At 59.5% G+C, this 15,880-nt stretch carries 17 protein-coding genes; 6 read left to right on the forward strand and 11 right to left on the reverse strand.

Annotated elements, in window-relative coordinates; all coding sequences use genetic code 11:
• Nucleotides 1-514: 514 nt before the first annotated feature.
• The 4 genes from ACSPX5_RS16730 to ACSPX5_RS16745 all read right to left on the reverse strand — a co-directional run bounded on the left by ACSPX5_RS16730 (nucleotide 515) and on the right by ACSPX5_RS16745 (nucleotide 3,938).
• On the reverse strand, nucleotides 515-1,528 hold the full coding sequence (locus tag ACSPX5_RS16730) for an ABC transporter substrate-binding protein (protein ID WP_207867003.1): 1,014 nt from the start codon (nucleotides 1,526-1,528) through the stop codon (nucleotides 515-517).
• The gene (locus tag ACSPX5_RS16735) at nucleotides 1,525-2,070 is read right to left on the reverse strand and encodes a sigma-70 family RNA polymerase sigma factor (protein WP_439819940.1); all 546 of its coding nucleotides are present in this window, start codon (nucleotides 2,068-2,070) and stop codon (nucleotides 1,525-1,527) included. The genes ACSPX5_RS16730 and ACSPX5_RS16735 overlap by 4 nt, the downstream gene beginning before the upstream one ends.
• A gap of 127 nt (nucleotides 2,071-2,197) precedes the next feature.
• Entirely contained in the window at nucleotides 2,198-2,989 is a 792-nt protein-coding gene (locus ACSPX5_RS16740; RefSeq protein WP_439819941.1) for a phosphate/phosphite/phosphonate ABC transporter substrate-binding protein, read from the reverse strand.
• Between the two features lie 7 nt (nucleotides 2,990-2,996).
• Complete coding sequence (locus ACSPX5_RS16745; protein ID WP_439819942.1) at nucleotides 2,997-3,938, reverse strand: fatty acid desaturase; 942 nt, start codon at nucleotides 3,936-3,938, stop codon at nucleotides 2,997-2,999.
• Between the two features lie 337 nt (nucleotides 3,939-4,275).
• Here ACSPX5_RS16745 and ACSPX5_RS16750 point away from each other — a divergent pair, with 337 nt between their 5' ends.
• A complete protein-coding gene (locus ACSPX5_RS16750; RefSeq protein WP_439819943.1) occupies nucleotides 4,276-4,695 on the forward strand; it encodes a GNAT family N-acetyltransferase in 420 nt (139 codons plus the stop codon).
• On the opposite strand, the gene def is transcribed toward ACSPX5_RS16750, so the two are convergent.
• The 3 genes from def to ACSPX5_RS16765 form a co-directional block, all read right to left on the reverse strand.
• A complete protein-coding gene (def, locus tag ACSPX5_RS16755; protein ID WP_169431588.1) occupies nucleotides 4,696-5,235 on the reverse strand; it encodes a peptide deformylase in 540 nt (179 codons plus the stop codon).
• A gap of 2 nt (nucleotides 5,236-5,237) precedes the next feature.
• Complete coding sequence (locus tag ACSPX5_RS16760; protein WP_207866998.1) at nucleotides 5,238-6,188, reverse strand: YihY/virulence factor BrkB family protein; 951 nt, start codon at nucleotides 6,186-6,188, stop codon at nucleotides 5,238-5,240.
• 174 nt (nucleotides 6,189-6,362) lie between these two features.
• On the reverse strand, nucleotides 6,363-6,554 hold the full coding sequence (locus tag ACSPX5_RS16765; RefSeq protein WP_065259333.1) for a CsbD family protein: 192 nt from the start codon (nucleotides 6,552-6,554) through the stop codon (nucleotides 6,363-6,365).
• Nucleotides 6,555-6,752: 198 nt separating this feature from the next.
• On the opposite strand from ACSPX5_RS16765, the gene ACSPX5_RS16770 reads away from it, so the two are divergent.
• Nucleotides 6,753-7,130 carry a hypothetical protein gene (locus ACSPX5_RS16770; protein ID WP_007951149.1) on the forward strand — a complete coding sequence of 126 codons (378 nt, stop codon included), beginning with the start codon at nucleotides 6,753-6,755 and terminating at the stop codon, nucleotides 7,128-7,130.
• A gap of 165 nt (nucleotides 7,131-7,295) precedes the next feature.
• Here ACSPX5_RS16770 and fadD1 read toward each other — a convergent pair whose 3' ends face one another.
• Both fadD1 and fadD2 read right to left on the reverse strand, forming a co-directional pair.
• Nucleotides 7,296-8,993 carry a long-chain-fatty-acid--CoA ligase FadD1 gene (fadD1, locus tag ACSPX5_RS16775; protein ID WP_169431590.1) on the reverse strand — a complete coding sequence of 566 codons (1,698 nt, stop codon included), beginning with the start codon at nucleotides 8,991-8,993 and terminating at the stop codon, nucleotides 7,296-7,298.
• Nucleotides 8,994-9,344: 351 nt separating this feature from the next.
• Nucleotides 9,345-11,033 carry a long-chain-fatty-acid--CoA ligase FadD2 gene (fadD2, locus tag ACSPX5_RS16780; protein WP_439819944.1) on the reverse strand — a complete coding sequence of 563 codons (1,689 nt, stop codon included), beginning with the start codon at nucleotides 11,031-11,033 and terminating at the stop codon, nucleotides 9,345-9,347.
• Between the two features lie 247 nt (nucleotides 11,034-11,280).
• Here fadD2 and ACSPX5_RS16785 point away from each other — a divergent pair, with 247 nt between their 5' ends.
• A complete protein-coding gene (locus ACSPX5_RS16785) occupies nucleotides 11,281-12,225 on the forward strand; it encodes an alpha/beta hydrolase (protein ID WP_207866996.1) in 945 nt (314 codons plus the stop codon).
• A gap of 43 nt (nucleotides 12,226-12,268) precedes the next feature.
• Nucleotides 12,269-12,739, forward strand: a complete 471-nt coding sequence (locus tag ACSPX5_RS16790; RefSeq protein WP_003227420.1) for a MaoC family dehydratase — start codon at nucleotides 12,269-12,271, stop codon at nucleotides 12,737-12,739.
• Between the two features lie 127 nt (nucleotides 12,740-12,866).
• Here ACSPX5_RS16790 and ACSPX5_RS16795 read toward each other — a convergent pair whose 3' ends face one another.
• Nucleotides 12,867-13,334, reverse strand: coding sequence for a ferritin-like domain-containing protein (locus ACSPX5_RS16795; RefSeq protein WP_025112834.1), 468 nt, complete (start codon nucleotides 13,332-13,334; stop codon nucleotides 12,867-12,869).
• 204 nt (nucleotides 13,335-13,538) lie between these two features.
• On the opposite strand from ACSPX5_RS16795, the gene ACSPX5_RS16800 reads away from it, so the two are divergent.
• The gene (locus ACSPX5_RS16800; protein ID WP_003213031.1) at nucleotides 13,539-13,775 is read left to right on the forward strand and encodes a DUF3820 family protein; all 237 of its coding nucleotides are present in this window, start codon (nucleotides 13,539-13,541) and stop codon (nucleotides 13,773-13,775) included.
• Between the two features lie 30 nt (nucleotides 13,776-13,805).
• A complete protein-coding gene (locus ACSPX5_RS16805; RefSeq protein WP_439819945.1) occupies nucleotides 13,806-14,987 on the forward strand; it encodes an aminotransferase class V-fold PLP-dependent enzyme in 1,182 nt (393 codons plus the stop codon).
• On the opposite strand, the gene ACSPX5_RS16810 is transcribed toward ACSPX5_RS16805, so the two are convergent.
• Nucleotides 14,984-15,700 (reverse strand): intradiol ring-cleavage dioxygenase, encoded by a 717-nt coding sequence (locus tag ACSPX5_RS16810; RefSeq protein WP_169431594.1) that lies wholly within the window; start codon nucleotides 15,698-15,700, stop codon nucleotides 14,984-14,986. The genes ACSPX5_RS16805 and ACSPX5_RS16810 overlap by 4 nt on opposite strands.
• Between the last annotated feature and the right edge of the window lie 180 nt (nucleotides 15,701-15,880).

Raw genomic sequence — 15,880 nt, forward strand, 5'->3', positions numbered from 1 at the left:
ATCACCTTCCGCGCGTTCTTTTGATTTGATGAAAGTTCGGGTCTTTCAGAATCCACCACTACGTTCCAGAGAACAGGCACACGCCTTCCTCCACAGGAGGAAGTTGTCAGGTGATAAACGATGATTAATCAAAGAGTCCATGTAGCGACGCTTTAATCAAGACATCCTTCTCTTGATAGCCCGCAGGCGGGCCATTCCTAACGTGTAGAAGAACTTCCATTTAAAAAAATTTTCCTTGTCGGTTCAGTGTCCGGTGCCTTGGATTGCGCACTCTGGCAGCTTTGTTCGTGGCTAACCGATTGCCGTCGAGCCGCTTTGGATGACGGTCGACATAGTTAGTTAGGTTTGAGCATAGACAGCGCAAAGCCTTGCGCAAGGCCATTAGTCGGCCAGCACCACGGGGAATAAGGACAAAAAGCGGACAAGAAACGGTTCAGCGGCGGGGGGGGGTTGGTTGCCATTGCGACCGACTCGCAATGGCAACTTTTGAAACGACACAATTATCGCAAAAGTACTACAGACTCCCGCTGACTTTATTCGCCACATCACCCGGCACCCAAGGCTTCCACACTTGCGGTTGATCACGCAGGAACGCTTCGGCGACCTGGCGTGGCTGCTGACGTTTCTCGCTCATACCCGCCAGGGTCTGGTTCAGCAGATCGATCGGCAAGTCGACCTTTTCAAAGAATGTCACCAGTTCCGGGTACTGCGCCTTGAACGGCGCCGACACGCCAATTGCTAGGCTCGCCGGCATCGAGCGGGTGCCTTTTGGATGGGGGTTGTTGGCATCGGCCAGGGTTTTCCAGGCGTCGGCGTCGAACGGCGGTTCTTCCAGCTTCACCAGTTTGAAGCGACCGAGCAGCGGCGTCGGCGACCAGTAGTAGAACAGCACCGGTTTGCCGCGTTTGATCGACGACGCCACCTCGGCATCCAGCGCCGCGCCGGAACCGGTGCGGAAGTTGACGTAACTGTCGTTCAGCGCATAGGCCTTGAGCTTCTGGCTGTTGACGATTTCCGAGGTCCAGCCGGTCGGGCTATTGAGGAAACGCCCACGGCTCGGGTCTTCCGGATCCTTGAACACATCCTTGTAGCGCGGCAGGTCGGCCACCGATTTCAGCTCCGGCGCCAGCGGTTTGATCCCGCGCTCGGGGTCGCCCTTGATCACGTATTCCGGCACCCACCAGCCTTCGGTAGCGCCCTTCACCGTGTCGCCAAGGCCGAACACCTTGCCCTCGGCAGCAGCCTTGACCCACGCCGGACTGCGCCCGGCCCACTCCTCGCCGATCACTTGAATGTCGTTTTTCGCCAGCGCCGCTTCCAGGCTGACGGTGCTGCCCGGCAGCGTGTCGGTCGGGTAGCCATAACCTTTTTCAACGATCAGGCGCAGTACTTCGGTGATGAAGCTGCCGCTTTCCCAGGTGATGTCGCCGAAGTGAATCGGCGCGGCTTTTTCCACTGCCACGGCGTGGCCGGCAGTCAGGGTCAGGGCCAGCAGCGAACTGCCGAGCAGGGTTTTGATCGATCTCATGCGGACCTCTTGTTCTGGGAGGAAATCAGGGTTTGGTTGGCGCTGTGGCGGTTGCACAGGGCCTGGGAACGGGTCATGTACAGGCTCACCGAACGCTGGGAGATGCCCAGTTCGGCAGCAATTTGCGGGTAGGTCAGGCCGTCGATGCGGGCCAGCAGAAAGGTCGAGCGCACCTTGCCCGGGAGGCGTTGGAGTGTCCGGTCCAGGTGCTTGAGGCTCTGCGACAGATCGGCGAGTTCTTCGGGAGACGGGGCGTGATCGAGGTCGCCCTGTTGCAATTGATTCAGATGCCGACGCTCCAGATCGCCCCGCCGCCAGCGCTCATACAACAAACGTTGGGCGATGGTGGTGAGCAAGGCGCGGGGTTCGCGGATGGCGGTCAGGCCCGGCGCTTCGAGCAGTTGCGCGAAGGTTTCGGCGGCGATGTCTTCGGCGCAGGCTGCATCGTTCGATTGCCGACGCAGACGTGTGCACAACCACTGGTAATGGTCGCGAAACAACGTGTTCACATGATTGCGATGGGATGAGTCGGCGCCGGACATGGGGGCTCCTTGGTCAAGGGTCGCGGAATGTCCGGTCGTCCGGTGGCGCGATCCTAGCAAGGTGCCTTATGCGTTAAAAATACTTAAAAAGAATTTTTATATTCCATTAGTGCATTACAAGAAGCCACTAACGCAAGCGGCCATAACCCAGTTCTTCGGCCTCGCGCTGATAATCCAGCAGGACGAGGTAATTGTTTTCGCTGGCGGGCAATACTTCGGGCAAACCGAGGATGCGAACCACATCGGGCAGGTCTTGAAGGCTGCGATTCATGGCCCGGCGCAGGTGTTCGATCTGCTCGTGCGTCGTACTGGCTGCGGTGATGAAGGGCAAGGTCGGGCTGAACGCACTGCGCGCCACCACCCGCAATCCGCCGACCTCTTCAGCGGCGTGCTGCGCCAGGTACGCGAAGGTCACACTGTCGATGGCCGCCAGATCGGCGCGGTCCTCGCGCAACCAGCGCAGGCTTTCGCGATGTCCGCCACTAAGACCCACCGAAGCGAAAAACCGCCCGTCCCGCTGCAACGGCGCCAGGCGCTGGCGCAACAGGTTCATGCCGCTGTTGGAGTCTTCGCTGTTGATCACCCCGCGACTGTCGAAGAACGCCGCCAGACTGCGGCGCGGATCATCGGCGCGGCTGAGGATCAGGCTGCAATGATGACCCGCGCTGGCGTCCGGCAACTCGTAGCGCGGACGGCCGACAATCCTGACCTGGCCACGCAACGCGGTCATCAACGGGTAACCGCAGGTCTGGGTCAACAGCAACTCGGGCGAGCGCCAGAGTTCGAGCAAGGACAAGCCCTCGGCATCGAGCCGCGAACGGCCGAGGTGTTCGAGAATCCGCACCAGCCACTGCTCGTTCGCCGCGCGGATCGGCTCGGGGGCGATGTACATCAACAGCTCTGCGTAACCTGACGTCATGGTGGTCTCAAATGAATGGATGCTGCGGACTGTCGATCGGCTTGATGCCGTGCCGGCGCCACAATTGCCCATAACCCTGTACCAGAAATCCGCCGCTGCGTTCGACCCATTGCTCCCGGCGCATGCGATAGGCCTTGGGCAAGTCATACCACGCCAGCTTCGGCAAATCGTGGTGCACCAGATGGAAATTAAGGTTCAGGAACAGCCAGCGCCATGGCCATCCGGCTTCATTGAGCACTGTGCGCTGCTGCGGTTGTGCGTGGGGCCGATGCTCATAGTAGGAGCGGACCATCGCAATCGACAGCGCCGGGATGCTGATCAGCAGCAGGTAATGCCAGACCGGCAACACGCTGTAACGGGCAATGAACACCAGCATCAGCACGGTCAAGGCACCGTGGGTCAGCCACATCAGCCAGGCCTGCCGTTCGCCGCTTTTGAGGCGTTGCAGTTCTTCACCGGCCAGCGTCAGCAAGGCCAGCGGCGCGCCGAGGACGAATCGACCAAGCACAGTCTTGTTCAGCCAGTGCAGGCTGCGTTCGAACAGCGAACTGCCCTGCCAGCGCTGGGCGCTCAGGTAACGGCTTTCGGGGTCGAGGCCGGGGATCGTCAGGTCTTCATCGCGATGGTGCTGCAAATGGCTGTCACGATAGAGCGTGTAGGGATACCACACGGCGAATGGCGCGTAGCCGAGGACTTTGTTGAAGAAGATCCAGCGCGTCGGATGACCGTGGAGTAATTCGTGCTGCACCGACAGCCACAGCACCAGCAACGGAATCAGCAGCAGCGTGCTCCACCAGAGACCGAGCCATTCGCTGCCGAGCATCACGCAGAACCAACCGGCATACACGCCAATCAGCAGCAGCCAGGTCGGCCAGTCGGTACGGGCGGTGAAGCGTTGGCGCAGGGCTTCGATCTGTTGGCGATGGGCGTCGTCGAAATAATGGGACATGGCGTGGCTCGGAACGAGGGTCTGATCGTTCTGTGCAACACCATCGGGAAATCTTGCAGATTAATTTTGCGGGCTGCTTTCAAGGACAAGACGGGAGCCCGGATCCGGGCTCCCGAAAGGCGTGATCAATGGCCAAAAATGTCGACTTTTTTCGCTCTTTTCTCGTGGCGTTTCTCGATCGCAGTCTTGGCCGGTTTCTTCTTCGCGGCTTTCTTCGAATCCATACCTTTGGACATGATGCGTACTCCACTCAGAGGGGATGTGAGATCAGGTATACACCTATCCCGGCGAGGACGTTGTTTTATAATCCGCGACTTTTGCACCGGCAGTCCGATTCATGACCGACACCCGTTACAGCCAGCTCGACGACCTGTCCTGGCCCTTGATGAACAAGTTCTACCGCCAGCATCAATCGTCGATGAAGGCGGTGCGCGAGGCGCAATTGTGGGTGGCGCGGCGGGAGGAAATCGTGGCTGCGCTGTGTCTGCGGCCGGTGTTCGGCGGGCATTGGCTGACCGGGTTGTTCGTTGATCCGGCCTGCCGCGAACAGGGCATCGCTGCGCAATTGATCGCGGCGGCGGTGAAAGATGTGGAGGCGCCGGTGTGGCTGTTCTGCCACCCGGACCTGCGCGAATTCTATGAGCGACGCGGCTTCACCTTCGACCCCGCCCTGCCCCAGGCCATGGCCGAGCGCTTGAGCCGTTATGCGCGGAGCAAGCCGATGATTGCCATGGAGCTGGCGCCGCACACTGGCTGATCAATCGTCGGCGTCGGGATCGAGATCCGGGAACATCACTTCGGTAAAACCGAACTTGCTGAAATCGGTGATGCGCGACGGGTACAGCCGTCCGATCAGGTGATCGCACTCATGCTGCACCACCCGCGCATGGAATCCCGAGGCCACGCGCACGATCGGCTCGCCCTTGGGATCGAAACCCTCGTAGCGGATCTGTTGATAACGATCCACCGCGCCACGCAGGCCGGGCACTGACAGACAGCCTTCAAAGCCCTCTTCCATCAGCGGGCTCAACGGCGTGATCAGCGGATTGATCAGGATCGTCTGCGGCACGGCTTCGGCGTCCGGGTAACGCTCGCTGTGCTCGAAGCCGAAGATCACCAGTTGCAGGTCGACGCCGATCTGCGGTGCGGCCAGGCCAACACCACCGACGCTTTCCATGGTCTGGAACATGTCGTCGATCAGTTGCCACAATTGCGGGCTGTCGAACATCTCGGCCGGCACCGGCGGGGCAATGCGCAGCAGGCGCTCGTCGCCCATCTTCAGGATTTCACGGATCATGATCAGGCTTCGTCTGCGTTCGGCTTGAGCGAGTGATCGCGCCCGAGACCGGAAACGTGTTGTTTGGGATGTTCATCGAGTTCACCGGGGACTTTCTCGCCCGAATCCTTGCCCTCGCTGGACATGTGTTCGATCACCGCATTCATCTCCGCGCCGAGCAACAACACGGCAGAGGAAATATAGAAATACAGCAACAGCACGATGATCGCACCGATGCTGCCATACATGGCGTTGTAGTTGGCGAAGGTCTTGACGTAGAACGCGAAACCCAGGGAGGCGATGATCCACACCACCACCGCCAGCACCGAGCCCGGGGTGATGAAGCGGAACTCCTGTTTGACGTCGGGCATCACGTAGTAGATCAAGGCGACGGCCACCATCATCAGGATCACGATCACCGGCCAGCGGGCGATGGTCCACACCGTGACGATGAAATCTTCCAGCCCGACCTGACCGGCAATCCAGCCCATCACCTGAGGCCCCAGCACCATCAGCGCCGCGGCGGCCAACAGCATGCCGGCGATGCCGACGGTGTAGAAAATCGACAGAGGGAAGCGCTTCCAGATCGGCCGGCCTTCGACCACGTCGTAGGCCGCATTCATCGCGCTCATCATCAGGCGCACACCGGCGGACGCGGTGTACAGGGCGATGACGATACCCACGGAAAGCAGGCCGCCCTTGGACTGTTGCAACTGATCGATCACCGGGTTGACCTGCTCCAGCGCCTGGGGCGGCAACACCAACTCCGATTGCAGACGCAGCCAGGAAAAGAAGTCCGGCAGGTGCAGGAAACCGATCAGGGCAATCAGGAACAGAATGAACGGGAACAGCGAGAACAGCATCTGGTAGGCCAGTGCCGAGGCATAGGTCGACATCTCGTCGTCCATGAACTCGGTGACGGTACGCACGATGACCCGGTGCAGGGGCAGGCCTTTCATGTCGGGGAAAATCATTCGCGTCTCCTTTCGCCGCAAAACAGGTTGAAGTCGTGGCGACTGGGGCCGTTTTCTCTCATCAAAGTAGCCTACTTGGCGACTCTGAAACACTGTGATCCGTGACTGCATGTGAACGACACACAAAAACGGCCATCCTTGGATGGCCGCTTCGGTGTTTCGTTCAAGGCTGGATCAAGCCTTGTCGACGCCTTTCTTGATCGCGTCCTTGGCTTTGCCCACCGCTTGCTGGGCCTCGCCTTTCTTCTCTTGCAGTTTGCCTTCGGCTTGCAGCCTGGTGTTGTCGGTAGCTTTACCGACGCCTTGCTTGACGTTGCCGACGGCTTCGTTGGCCATGCCTTTTACTTTATCGCCTGTGCTACTCATGGTGTTTCTCCTTGGTGCATTGAAGGGGAAAAGTCAGTACGTAATGATTGACTGACCCCGTTTGCGCCAAGTTTCATTTATTTTCAGAACTTCATTTCGTCGCGGCGTGCAGGTTGGGCTTTATGTTTGCGAGCGTAGCCCCGAGAATGCCCACCATAAGGGCGCCAGGCGCCACAGAACCGATCCCGCAGGAATGTTATGAAACTCGATAAAAAGCAGGCCATCGCCCGTCGCAACCAGGAACTGGGCGGTGCCGTGCTCGGCACCAACAACTGCCACTTCGCCGAACTGAACCGCAACCGTAACATCTGGTGGTTCGATCTGCCGGTGTCGCGCCTGGCCATCGGTCAGTACGAGTGGATTCACCTGTTGATGCACACCCCGGCCACCGACGAACTGCTGCACCTGAAAGTGCCGACCGTGTTTCTGCGCGAAAAGCTCGAAGGCCTGGTGATCCGCAACGAAGGCAAGCGCAAGGCGGCCCTGAGCCTGGAACTGAGTGCCGACAAGGATTCTTACCTGCAGGACATGCGCCCGGCGGGCACCAACGTGAACTTCGCGCCGTTCCGCCAATAGCAGAAAAAGCTTCGCGGGCAAGCCCGCTCCCACATTCGCCTGTATTCCAATTGGAGGAACGCGGTTGAATGTGGGAGCGGGCTTGCTCGCGAAAGCGACCTCACAGTCACTACAAATCTACAACCTGCACCAACAAAAAGCCCCGCATCTGCGGGGCTTTTTGTTTTATGCGGCGCTCTTCGCCTTGATCTTCTTCAGCTCTTCGTCGCGCAGTTCGCGACGCAGGATCTTGCCGACGTTGGTGGTCGGCAGCGCATCGCGGAACTCCACCGAACGTGGCACCTTGTAGCCAGTGACGTTGGCGCGCATGTGCTCCATCACCGTTTCCTTGGTCAGCGTGACGCCTGGCTTGGCGACGATGAAGATCTTGATCGCCTCGCCCGACTTCTCGTCCGGAATACCGATGGCCGCACACTGCAAAACGCCCGGCAGGGTCGCCAGCACGTCTTCCAGTTCGTTCGGATACACGTTGAAACCGGAGACCAGGATCATGTCTTTCTTGCGATCGACGATGCGCATGTAGCCGTCCGGCTGGATCAGCGCGATGTCACCGGTCTTCAGCCAGCCTTCGCTGTCGAGCATCTCGTCGGTGGCTTCCTGACGCTGCCAGTAGCCCTTCATCACTTGCGGGCCCTTGACGCACAGCTCGCCGATTTCGCCCAGAGGCTGCTCGACGCCGGCGTCATTGATGACTTTGCACAGGGTCGACGGCACCGGAATGCCGATGGTGCCGATCTGGATGTTCTGGATCGGGTTGACCGTGGCCACCGGGCTGGTTTCGGTCATGCCGTAACCTTCGCAGATCGGGCAACCGGTGACCGCTTTCCAGCGCTCGGCGGCGGCCAGTTGCAGAGCCATGCCGCCGGACAGAGTGACTTTCAACGCCGAGAAGTCCAGCTTGCGGAAACCTTCGTTGTTGCACAGGGCCACGAACAGCGTGTTGAGGCCGACGAAACCGCTGAACTTCCACTTCGACAGTTCCTTGACCATCGCCGGCAGGTCGCGCGGGTTGCTGATCAGGATGTTGTGGTTGCCGATCAGCATCATCGCCATGCAATGAAAGGTGAACGCATAAATGTGGTACAGCGGCAGCGGGGTGATCAGGATCTCGCAACCTTCATTGAGGTTGGAGCCCATCAGCGCCTTGCACTGCAGCATGTTGGCAACGAGGTTGCGATGGGTGAGCATCGCGCCCTTGGCCACGCCGGTGGTGCCGCCAGTGTATTGCAGCACCGCGACATCGCCGCTGTCCGGATTGGCTTCCGCTACAGGCTGGCCCTGGCCCTTGCTCAGCACGTCGTTGAACTTGACGGCTTTGGGCAGGTGGTAGGCCGGAACCATTTTCTTCACGTACTTGATGACGCTGTTGATCAGCAGGCGCTTGAGCGGCGGCAGCAGGTCGGCGACTTCAGTGACGATAACGTGTTTGACCCCGGTTTTCGGCACCACGGCTTCGGCCAGGTGAGCCATGTTCGCCAGGCACACCAGCGCCTTGGCGCCGGAGTCGTTGAACTGGTGTTCCATTTCCCGCGCGGTGTACAGCGGGTTGGTGTTGACCACGATCAGGCCGGCGCGGATGGCACCGAAAACGGCGACCGGGTACTGCAACACGTTGGGCAGTTGCACGGCGATTCGATCACCGGGCTGCAAGTCGGTATGCTGTTGCAGATAAGCGGCAAACGCACCGGACAATTCGTACAGTTCACCGTAGGTGATGGTCTTGCCCAGGTTGCTGAACGCCGGTTTGTCGGCGAAGCGTTGGCAGGATTGCTTCAACACTGCCTGAATATTCGGGTACTCGTCTGGATTGATGTCGGCAGCAATTCCAGCGGGGTACTTATCCTTCCAAAAGTCTTCGATCATGGAAGCCCACTCCTCAGCAACGCGAATTCAGCACCGCATTTGATGCGATTATTATTGGTGTTTGTTTATTGGTGAGTCTGGCTTTTTACAAGGCCGAGAAGTCACAAAGCGCGCCGAGAGTAGCAGCTTTGCCAAGGGTCGACTAGAGCCAAAAGCGGCCCCTACAGTCATTTTCATGACTCAAGAACCATTGGCAGTCATTTTAGAGCAAAAATCCTATAACGCTTTGAAAGTCCCGTTTTTCGGGGGCTGGAAACGCGAGCGGGCTCGCTCCCACAGGGTCATCAGTGAACCTGAGGGAGCGAGCCCGCTCCGGGCGGCGATCCGACGATTTCGCTTGGCGCGGTCTGTTTATGCGATATCGCGCAACTCCCGCCGCAGAATTTTCCCGACAGGCGTCATCGGCAACGACTCACGCAGCACGATGTGTTTCGGCACCTTGTACGCGGTGAAATTCTCTTTGCAGTAGGCCTTCAGTTCTTCCAGGCTGACCCCGGTTTCCCGCGCCACCACAAACAGCTTCACCGCCTCGCCGGAGCGCTCGTCCGGGACGCCGATCACCGCGCAGTTGGCGACTTTGGGGTGGGCCATCACCACGTCTTCGATCTCGTTCGGGTACACGTTGAAACCCGAGACGATGATCATGTCTTTCTTGCGGTCGACGATGCGCACGAATCCGTCCGGGTCGATCACCGCAATGTCGCCGGACTTGAACCAGCCCTCGGCATCCAGCACTTCGGCGGTGGCCTCGGGTTTGTTCCAGTAGCCCTTCATGATCTGCGGGCCCTTGATGCACAGTTCGCCGCGCTCGCCCAGAGGCTGTTCAGCGCCGTCGTCGTTGATGACTTTCAACAAGGTACCGGGTACCGACAGGCCGACCGTGCCGATTCGCGACAGCTCGCCGTACGGGTTGGTGCAGGCCACCGGCGAGGTTTCGGTCAGGCCGTAGCCTTCGGTGATGCGGCAACCGGTGAGCTGCTCCCAGCGCTCGGCGGTGGCCTTGACCAGCGCGGTGCCGCCGGAGTTGGTGAGCTTGAGGGTGGAGAAATCCAGGGTCTTGAAGTCCGGATGGTCCATCAGGGCGACGAACAGGGTGTTGAGCCCCAGCAACGCCGAGAACTTCCAGTTCTTCAGCTCCTTGATGAAGCCGCCGATGTCACGCGGGTTGGTGATCAATACGTTGTGGTTGCCGGACACCATCATGCACATGCAATTCGCGGTGAAGGCGTAGATGTGGTAAAGCGGCAGCGGCGCGATCATCACCTCCTGCCCTTCGCGCAACAGCGGCTGGCCGTCGCTGCCGAACTGACCGAGGCAGGCGCGCACCTGTTGCATGTTCGCCACCAGGTTGCCATGGGTCAGCTTCGCGCCCTTGGCCAGGCCGGTAGTGCCGCCGGTGTATTGCAGCACGGCGATGTCGTCCAGGCCGACCTTCAGCGGCTTGATGCCCAGGCCCCGGCCCATGCGCAACGCGCTCTTGAAGGAAATCGCCTGGGGCAGCGAATACGCCGGGACCATTTTCTTCACTTTGCTGACCACGGTGTTGACCAGCCAGCCCTTGGCGGTGGGCATCAGGTCGCCCATCTTCGCTTCGATGAGATATTGAATGTCGGTGTCCGGCAGCACTTCCTGGACCTTCTGGCCGAACATGTTCAGGTACACCAGCGCCCGGGCACCGGAGTCCTTGAACTGGTGACGCATCTCCCGCGCGGTGTACAGCGGGTTGGTATTGACCACGATCAGCCCGGCACGCAGCGCGCCGAACACGGCAATCGGATAATGCAGGACGTTGGGCATCTGCACCGCGATGCGATCCCCCGGCGCCAGATCGGTGTGGGCTTGCAGATAACCGGCGAACGCAGCGCTCTGGCGCTCGAGTTCGGCGTAGGTCAGGGTCACACCCATGTTGCTGAACGCTGGACGGTCAGCAAATTTCTTGCAGGAACGCTCGAACACCTCGATCACCGACTTGAATTCATTCGCGTCGATATCCAGGGGTACGCCCGCCGGGCGTTTGTCATTCCAGAAATCAGGTTGCATTGTTCTTGTCCTCTTTACCTGAGCCGATCCGGGGCCGCTTCGCTGTCATTTCTTTCCATCCGTGAAAAAGCCGAGAGCAAAAAGCGGGGCTTCACGGACACTAGCAGCTATGGTCAATCAGGCAAATATGAGCGACGTCCTCATTGATCGTGTGAATCTTCCTGCCGTGGCGTGAGCTGATCGGACGCGCTATACAATGCAATCTCTGCAAGCCCCTGCAGCAAAAGCATGCCGCAAAGGAATCGCCATGATCCACGACACTTTCTGGCTGGACGCGAATGACCGCAGCCGCCTCTTCGTCAACCAGTGGCTGCCCAACGCACCGCTCAAAGCGGTGATTCTGCTGGCCCACGGCATGGCCGAGCACAGCGCTCGGTATGCGCGACTGGCAGACTCGTTCTGCGCCGAAGGCTACGGTGTGTACGCGCCCGATCAGCGCGGCCATGGCAAAACAGCCGATCATGGGACACTCGGACATTTCGCCGACGACGATGGCTGGTGCAAGGTGGTCGGTGATCTGGCGAGCCTCAACCAACACATCGGCCAGCGCCATCCCGGCGTGCCGATCGTGCTGCTCGGGCACAGCATGGGCAGCTATATTGCCCAGGCTTATCTGCTGCATCACAGTGCCAGCCTTCACGGCGCGATTCTCAGCGGCTCGAATTTTCAGCCGGTTGCGCTGTACCGCGCGGCGCGGCAGATCGCCCGGTTCGAAAAACTGCGTCAGGGCGCCAAGGGACGCAGCGCGCTGATCGAATGGCTGTCGTTCGGCTCGTTCAACAATAAATTCAAACCGGCGCGCACCCGGTTCGACTGGCTGAGTCGCGACCCGGTCGAAGTCGACAAATATGCCACCGATCCGCTGTGCGGCTTTCGCTGCACCAATCAGTTGTGGATCGACCTGCTCGGCGGGTTGCAGCAAATCAGCAAAGCGTCCAATCTCGCCCAGATCGACCCCGGCCTGCCGTTGCTGGTGATTGGCGGCGAATGTGATCCGGTGAGCGAAGGCAAGCGTCTGACTGATCTGGCCAATGCCTTGCGCTCGGCCGGCAGTCAGAACCTGCAACTGAAGATCTACCCGCAGGCCCGGCACGAATTGTTCAACGAGAGCAACCGCGACGAAGTGACCGCCGATGTGCTGGCCTGGATCGACCAGGCGCTGAGCCATCCCCGTCCGCACCGTAGCGAATAATTTATTTGTGGATTCATTTAGTCAGTCACAGGAATCGATACCGATGACCCAGGTTACCAACATCCCTTACGAAGCCCTCGAAGTGGGCCAGACCGCGAGCTACAGCAAGACTGTCGAGGAACGCGACATTCAGCTGTTTGCCGCGATGTCCGGCGATCACAACCCGGTGCACCTGGACGCCGAGTTCGCCGCCGCCAGCATGTTCAAGGAGCGTATCGCCCACGGCATGTTCAGCGGTGCGCTGATCAGTGCGGCAGTGGCGTGCGAGCTGCCTGGACCGGGCACCATTTATATCGGCCAGCAGATGAGCTTCCAGAAGCCGGTGAAGATCGGCGACACCCTGACCGTGCGCCTGGAAATCCTCGAGAAACTGCCGAAATTCCGCGTGCGTATTGCTACTCGCGTGTTCAACCAGCGCGATGAACTGGTGGTGGACGGCGAGGCCGAGATCCTGGCACCGCGCAAGCAGCAGACCGTTACGCTGCCAACCTTGCCAGCCATCAGCATCGGCTGATCTTTTCTGCAAAAAAACAAAGTGGGAGCGAGCCTGCTCGCGATAGGGCCAGATCAGTCAACATCACTGTTGAATGTCAGTCCGTCATCGCGAGCAGGCTCGCTCCCACAGTTTTTTTCAGTGAGGCTTACGAGCGTGCGCGAGCCTGGTTACGCAGGGCTTTCACCTGATCGTGATTGCGTTGCACGCCGTGGTACTGACGCTCGACCAGATCACGAATGCCGACCAGATTGTGCTTGTTGATCTTTTCGATCGCTTCACGATAGGCCTTCAGGGCGTGGTCTTCACCGCGCTCGGCTTCGTTGAGCACCGCTTCTTCGTCCTTGCCGGTGAACATTGCTTTGACGTCGACCCAACGACGGTGCAGATCACCGCTGACGCTGGTAGAGGTTTCCGGATCGCCGCCCATTGAACGCACGGTCGCCTGCAATTCGGCGGCAGCGGTAGCGCAGTCGGCGGAGCGTTTCGCAAACAGGGCTTTCAGTTCAGGGTGCTTGATATCTTCGGCACAGGTCTTGAACCCTTCCTGACCGTCCTTGCTGGTTTCGATCAGGTCGTTGAGGACAGAGATGGCTTCTTTATTCATGTCAGTCATTTTTCAATTCCTTGCGTGGGTGAAAGATGCAAGGAGTGTTGCAGTGGTCGTGCCAGCTTTCGCTTAAGAATTTAATTGTTGATTTTCAATAACTTACAAACAAAACGAAAAACTGTATGCCTGTTATTTGCATGATCTGTCATTTGGCCTGCATGCAGAATGCCTGTATTTTCCAGACTGTTTCGAATCAAGACGATCCCTTTGATGAATCCTGAAAAACTCGAGTTGCTGATCACCCGCGAAATGCCCTTTGGCAAGTACAAGGGCCGGATCATCGCCGACCTGCCCGGCCCGTACCTGAACTGGTTCGCCCGGGAAGGATTTCCCCATGGCGAACTGGGCGGCCTGCTGGCCTTGATGCAGGAAATCGATCACAACGGCCTGTCGGAGCTGCTTGAACCGTTGCGCGCAAAACACGGCAAACCTGCCCCGCGCCACTGAGGCGTCACCCTGATCCGAGTCGAGTCAACCATGCCCGATAACACCCGCCGCGCCCGAGACGAAGCCTTCTGGCAAACCTTCGCCGACCGTTACGACCGCCACCCCGGCCCCATGAACCTGGAAAACGGCTACTTCGGACGCATGTCGCGCACGGTGGTCGAGGAGTACCAGCGCAACGTCGAGCTGATCAACAACAGCAATTCGGTGTACGTGCGCCAGCGTTTCGAACAGCACGACAGCCTCGACATCCGCGCACAGCTGGCCGAGATGATCGGCGTGCGCGCACAAAGCATCGCCTTCACCCACAACGCCACGGCCAGCCTGCAATCGCTGATCCGCAACTACAAACGGCTCGAGCCTGGCGATCAAGTGCTGATCTGCGACCTGGAATACGACACGGTCAAGAGCGCCATGCGCTGGCTGGCACGCCATCGCGGGGTCGAAGTGATCGAGATCGAGCACACTCACCCGGCCAGTTTCGAAAGCCTGCTGGCCACTTACCGCGAAGCCTTCATACGTCACCCGAAGCTCAAGCTGATGGCGCTGACCCACGTCACCCACCGCACCGGGCTGGTGATGCCGGTACAGGCCATCGCCGCGCTGGCCAGGGAGCATGACGTCGACATCATCCTTGATGGCGCCCATGCCCTCGGCCAGATCGAGTTCGATCTGGAGGCGCTGGGCATCGCCTTCGCCGGGTACAACCTGCACAAATGGATCGGCTCGCCGCTGACTCTGGGCTTTCTCTACATTGCCCCGCAGCGTCTGGCCGACATCGAACCGGACATGGGCGAGATGCATTTCCCGCTCAACGACATTCGCTCGCGCACGCCCTACAGCACACCGAACATTCCCGCGCTGATGACCCTGCCGCTGGTATTCGAGGAGCATCGTGCGCTCGGTGGCGCCGCGGCCAAGGGCGCACGGGTGAACTACCTGCGCAACCTGTGGGTCAGCGCCGTGCGCAACCTGCCGGGCATCGAGGTCACCACGCCGGACGATCCGCGTCTGTATTGCGGCATCACCTCGATGCGTTTTACCCGACATGACGACCAGCAGGCGATGGCCGACCGCCTGCTCAACGACTACAACCTGTTCACCGTGGTGCGCAACGGCGCGGCCTGCGGGCCGTGCATCCGCATCACGCCGTCGTTGACCACGACGGCGGCGGAGATTCAGTCACTGATTCTGGCGTTGAATGAACTGCGTTAAACCGTGTACTTGTCGAAGTCCTCGGGCTTGATCTGCGACGACACCGCAAAGGTGTCGATGCCGATCGTGAGGTGACCGAAGTAACCGTCCTCGTGAGAGTCGCGGCCAATCGGCCAGACTGTCAGCGTCGAGGCTTCCCCGCCCATCCGGGTGTAGTAGTGATCCTGGCAGTTGTTCAGCGGTGCGGACACCCGCCCGCGATAGGCCCTGGTATTGAGCACCGAGCGTGTCACGACTTCGGGAAAGTACAGCTGCCCGACCCAGGCTACGTTGCGCTCATCCAGGTATTCGCTGCCGGCAACGATGCGCACCGCCACATGGATATGTAACGCACGCCCGGCATAAAACCCCGGATAGATCGTGGTGAAGCGCACCCTGCCCTTGTGATCGCTGAACTGGCCGCCACGCAGGTAGGTGTCATCGTCGGTTCGCGGGATCGAACCGATGTCCTCGACGTCGACTGCCAGATCCGGGTTGATCCGACTCCAGCCCGAGTAAGACCCGCGCGCATTGCAGTGCCAGATATCCACCAAGGCACCGCTCACCGGTTCGGCGGTCATGGCATCGACGATGGTCAGGCGCAGCAGCAACGGCAGGCCCTCGGCCCCTTCGCTGATGTTGCGACGCAACAGTCTGGGATTGCGAAAATAGGGCCCGGCGACTTGCTCGGGAGCCAGTTGATAAACCGCTGGAGCTGAAGGCTGGTTGTCCATGAGGCGTTCTCTCTTCCATAAGATGAACGCAGGTTAACGCCCCGCGCGAAGCCAGGTGCGGTAACTATGTATCTCGACATAACGAAGGCGTTTCGGGCAAAAAAAAACGGTGCACCGACCAAGCGCACCGTTAAAGCCGTAGAACACACAACGAAGTGTAGGGTTGCAACTATTTGAAAA

Source organism: Pseudomonas sp. HLG18 (assembly GCF_051903985.1).
Lineage (GTDB): Bacteria > Pseudomonadota > Gammaproteobacteria > Pseudomonadales > Pseudomonadaceae > Aquipseudomonas > Aquipseudomonas fluorescens_BT.

Coding starts and splice junctions, on each gene's coding strand:
- ACSPX5_RS16730 (WP_207867003.1), bottom strand. CDS start 1,528: ATGAGATCGATCAAAACCCTGCTCGGCAGTTCGCTGCTGGCCCTGACC.
- ACSPX5_RS16735 (WP_439819940.1), bottom strand. CDS start 2,070: ATGTCCGGCGCCGACTCATCCCATCGCAATCATGTGAACACGTTGTTT.
- ACSPX5_RS16740 (WP_439819941.1), bottom strand. CDS start 2,989: ATGACGTCAGGTTACGCAGAGCTGTTGATGTACATCGCCCCCGAGCCG.
- ACSPX5_RS16745 (WP_439819942.1), bottom strand. CDS start 3,938: ATGTCCCATTATTTCGACGACGCCCATCGCCAACAGATCGAAGCCCTG.
- ACSPX5_RS16750 (WP_439819943.1), top strand. CDS start 4,276: ATGACCGACACCCGTTACAGCCAGCTCGACGACCTGTCCTGGCCCTTG.
- def (WP_169431588.1), bottom strand. CDS start 5,235: ATGATCCGTGAAATCCTGAAGATGGGCGACGAGCGCCTGCTGCGCATT.
- ACSPX5_RS16760 (WP_207866998.1), bottom strand. CDS start 6,188: ATGATTTTCCCCGACATGAAAGGCCTGCCCCTGCACCGGGTCATCGTG.
- ACSPX5_RS16765 (WP_065259333.1), bottom strand. CDS start 6,554: ATGAGTAGCACAGGCGATAAAGTAAAAGGCATGGCCAACGAAGCCGTC.
- ACSPX5_RS16770 (WP_007951149.1), top strand. CDS start 6,753: ATGAAACTCGATAAAAAGCAGGCCATCGCCCGTCGCAACCAGGAACTG.
- fadD1 (WP_169431590.1), bottom strand. CDS start 8,993: ATGATCGAAGACTTTTGGAAGGATAAGTACCCCGCTGGAATTGCTGCC.
- fadD2 (WP_439819944.1), bottom strand. CDS start 11,033: ATGCAACCTGATTTCTGGAATGACAAACGCCCGGCGGGCGTACCCCTG.
- ACSPX5_RS16785 (WP_207866996.1), top strand. CDS start 11,281: ATGATCCACGACACTTTCTGGCTGGACGCGAATGACCGCAGCCGCCTC.
- ACSPX5_RS16790 (WP_003227420.1), top strand. CDS start 12,269: ATGACCCAGGTTACCAACATCCCTTACGAAGCCCTCGAAGTGGGCCAG.
- ACSPX5_RS16795 (WP_025112834.1), bottom strand. CDS start 13,334: ATGACTGACATGAATAAAGAAGCCATCTCTGTCCTCAACGACCTGATC.
- ACSPX5_RS16800 (WP_003213031.1), top strand. CDS start 13,539: ATGAATCCTGAAAAACTCGAGTTGCTGATCACCCGCGAAATGCCCTTT.
- ACSPX5_RS16805 (WP_439819945.1), top strand. CDS start 13,806: ATGCCCGATAACACCCGCCGCGCCCGAGACGAAGCCTTCTGGCAAACC.
- ACSPX5_RS16810 (WP_169431594.1), bottom strand. CDS start 15,700: ATGGACAACCAGCCTTCAGCTCCAGCGGTTTATCAACTGGCTCCCGAG.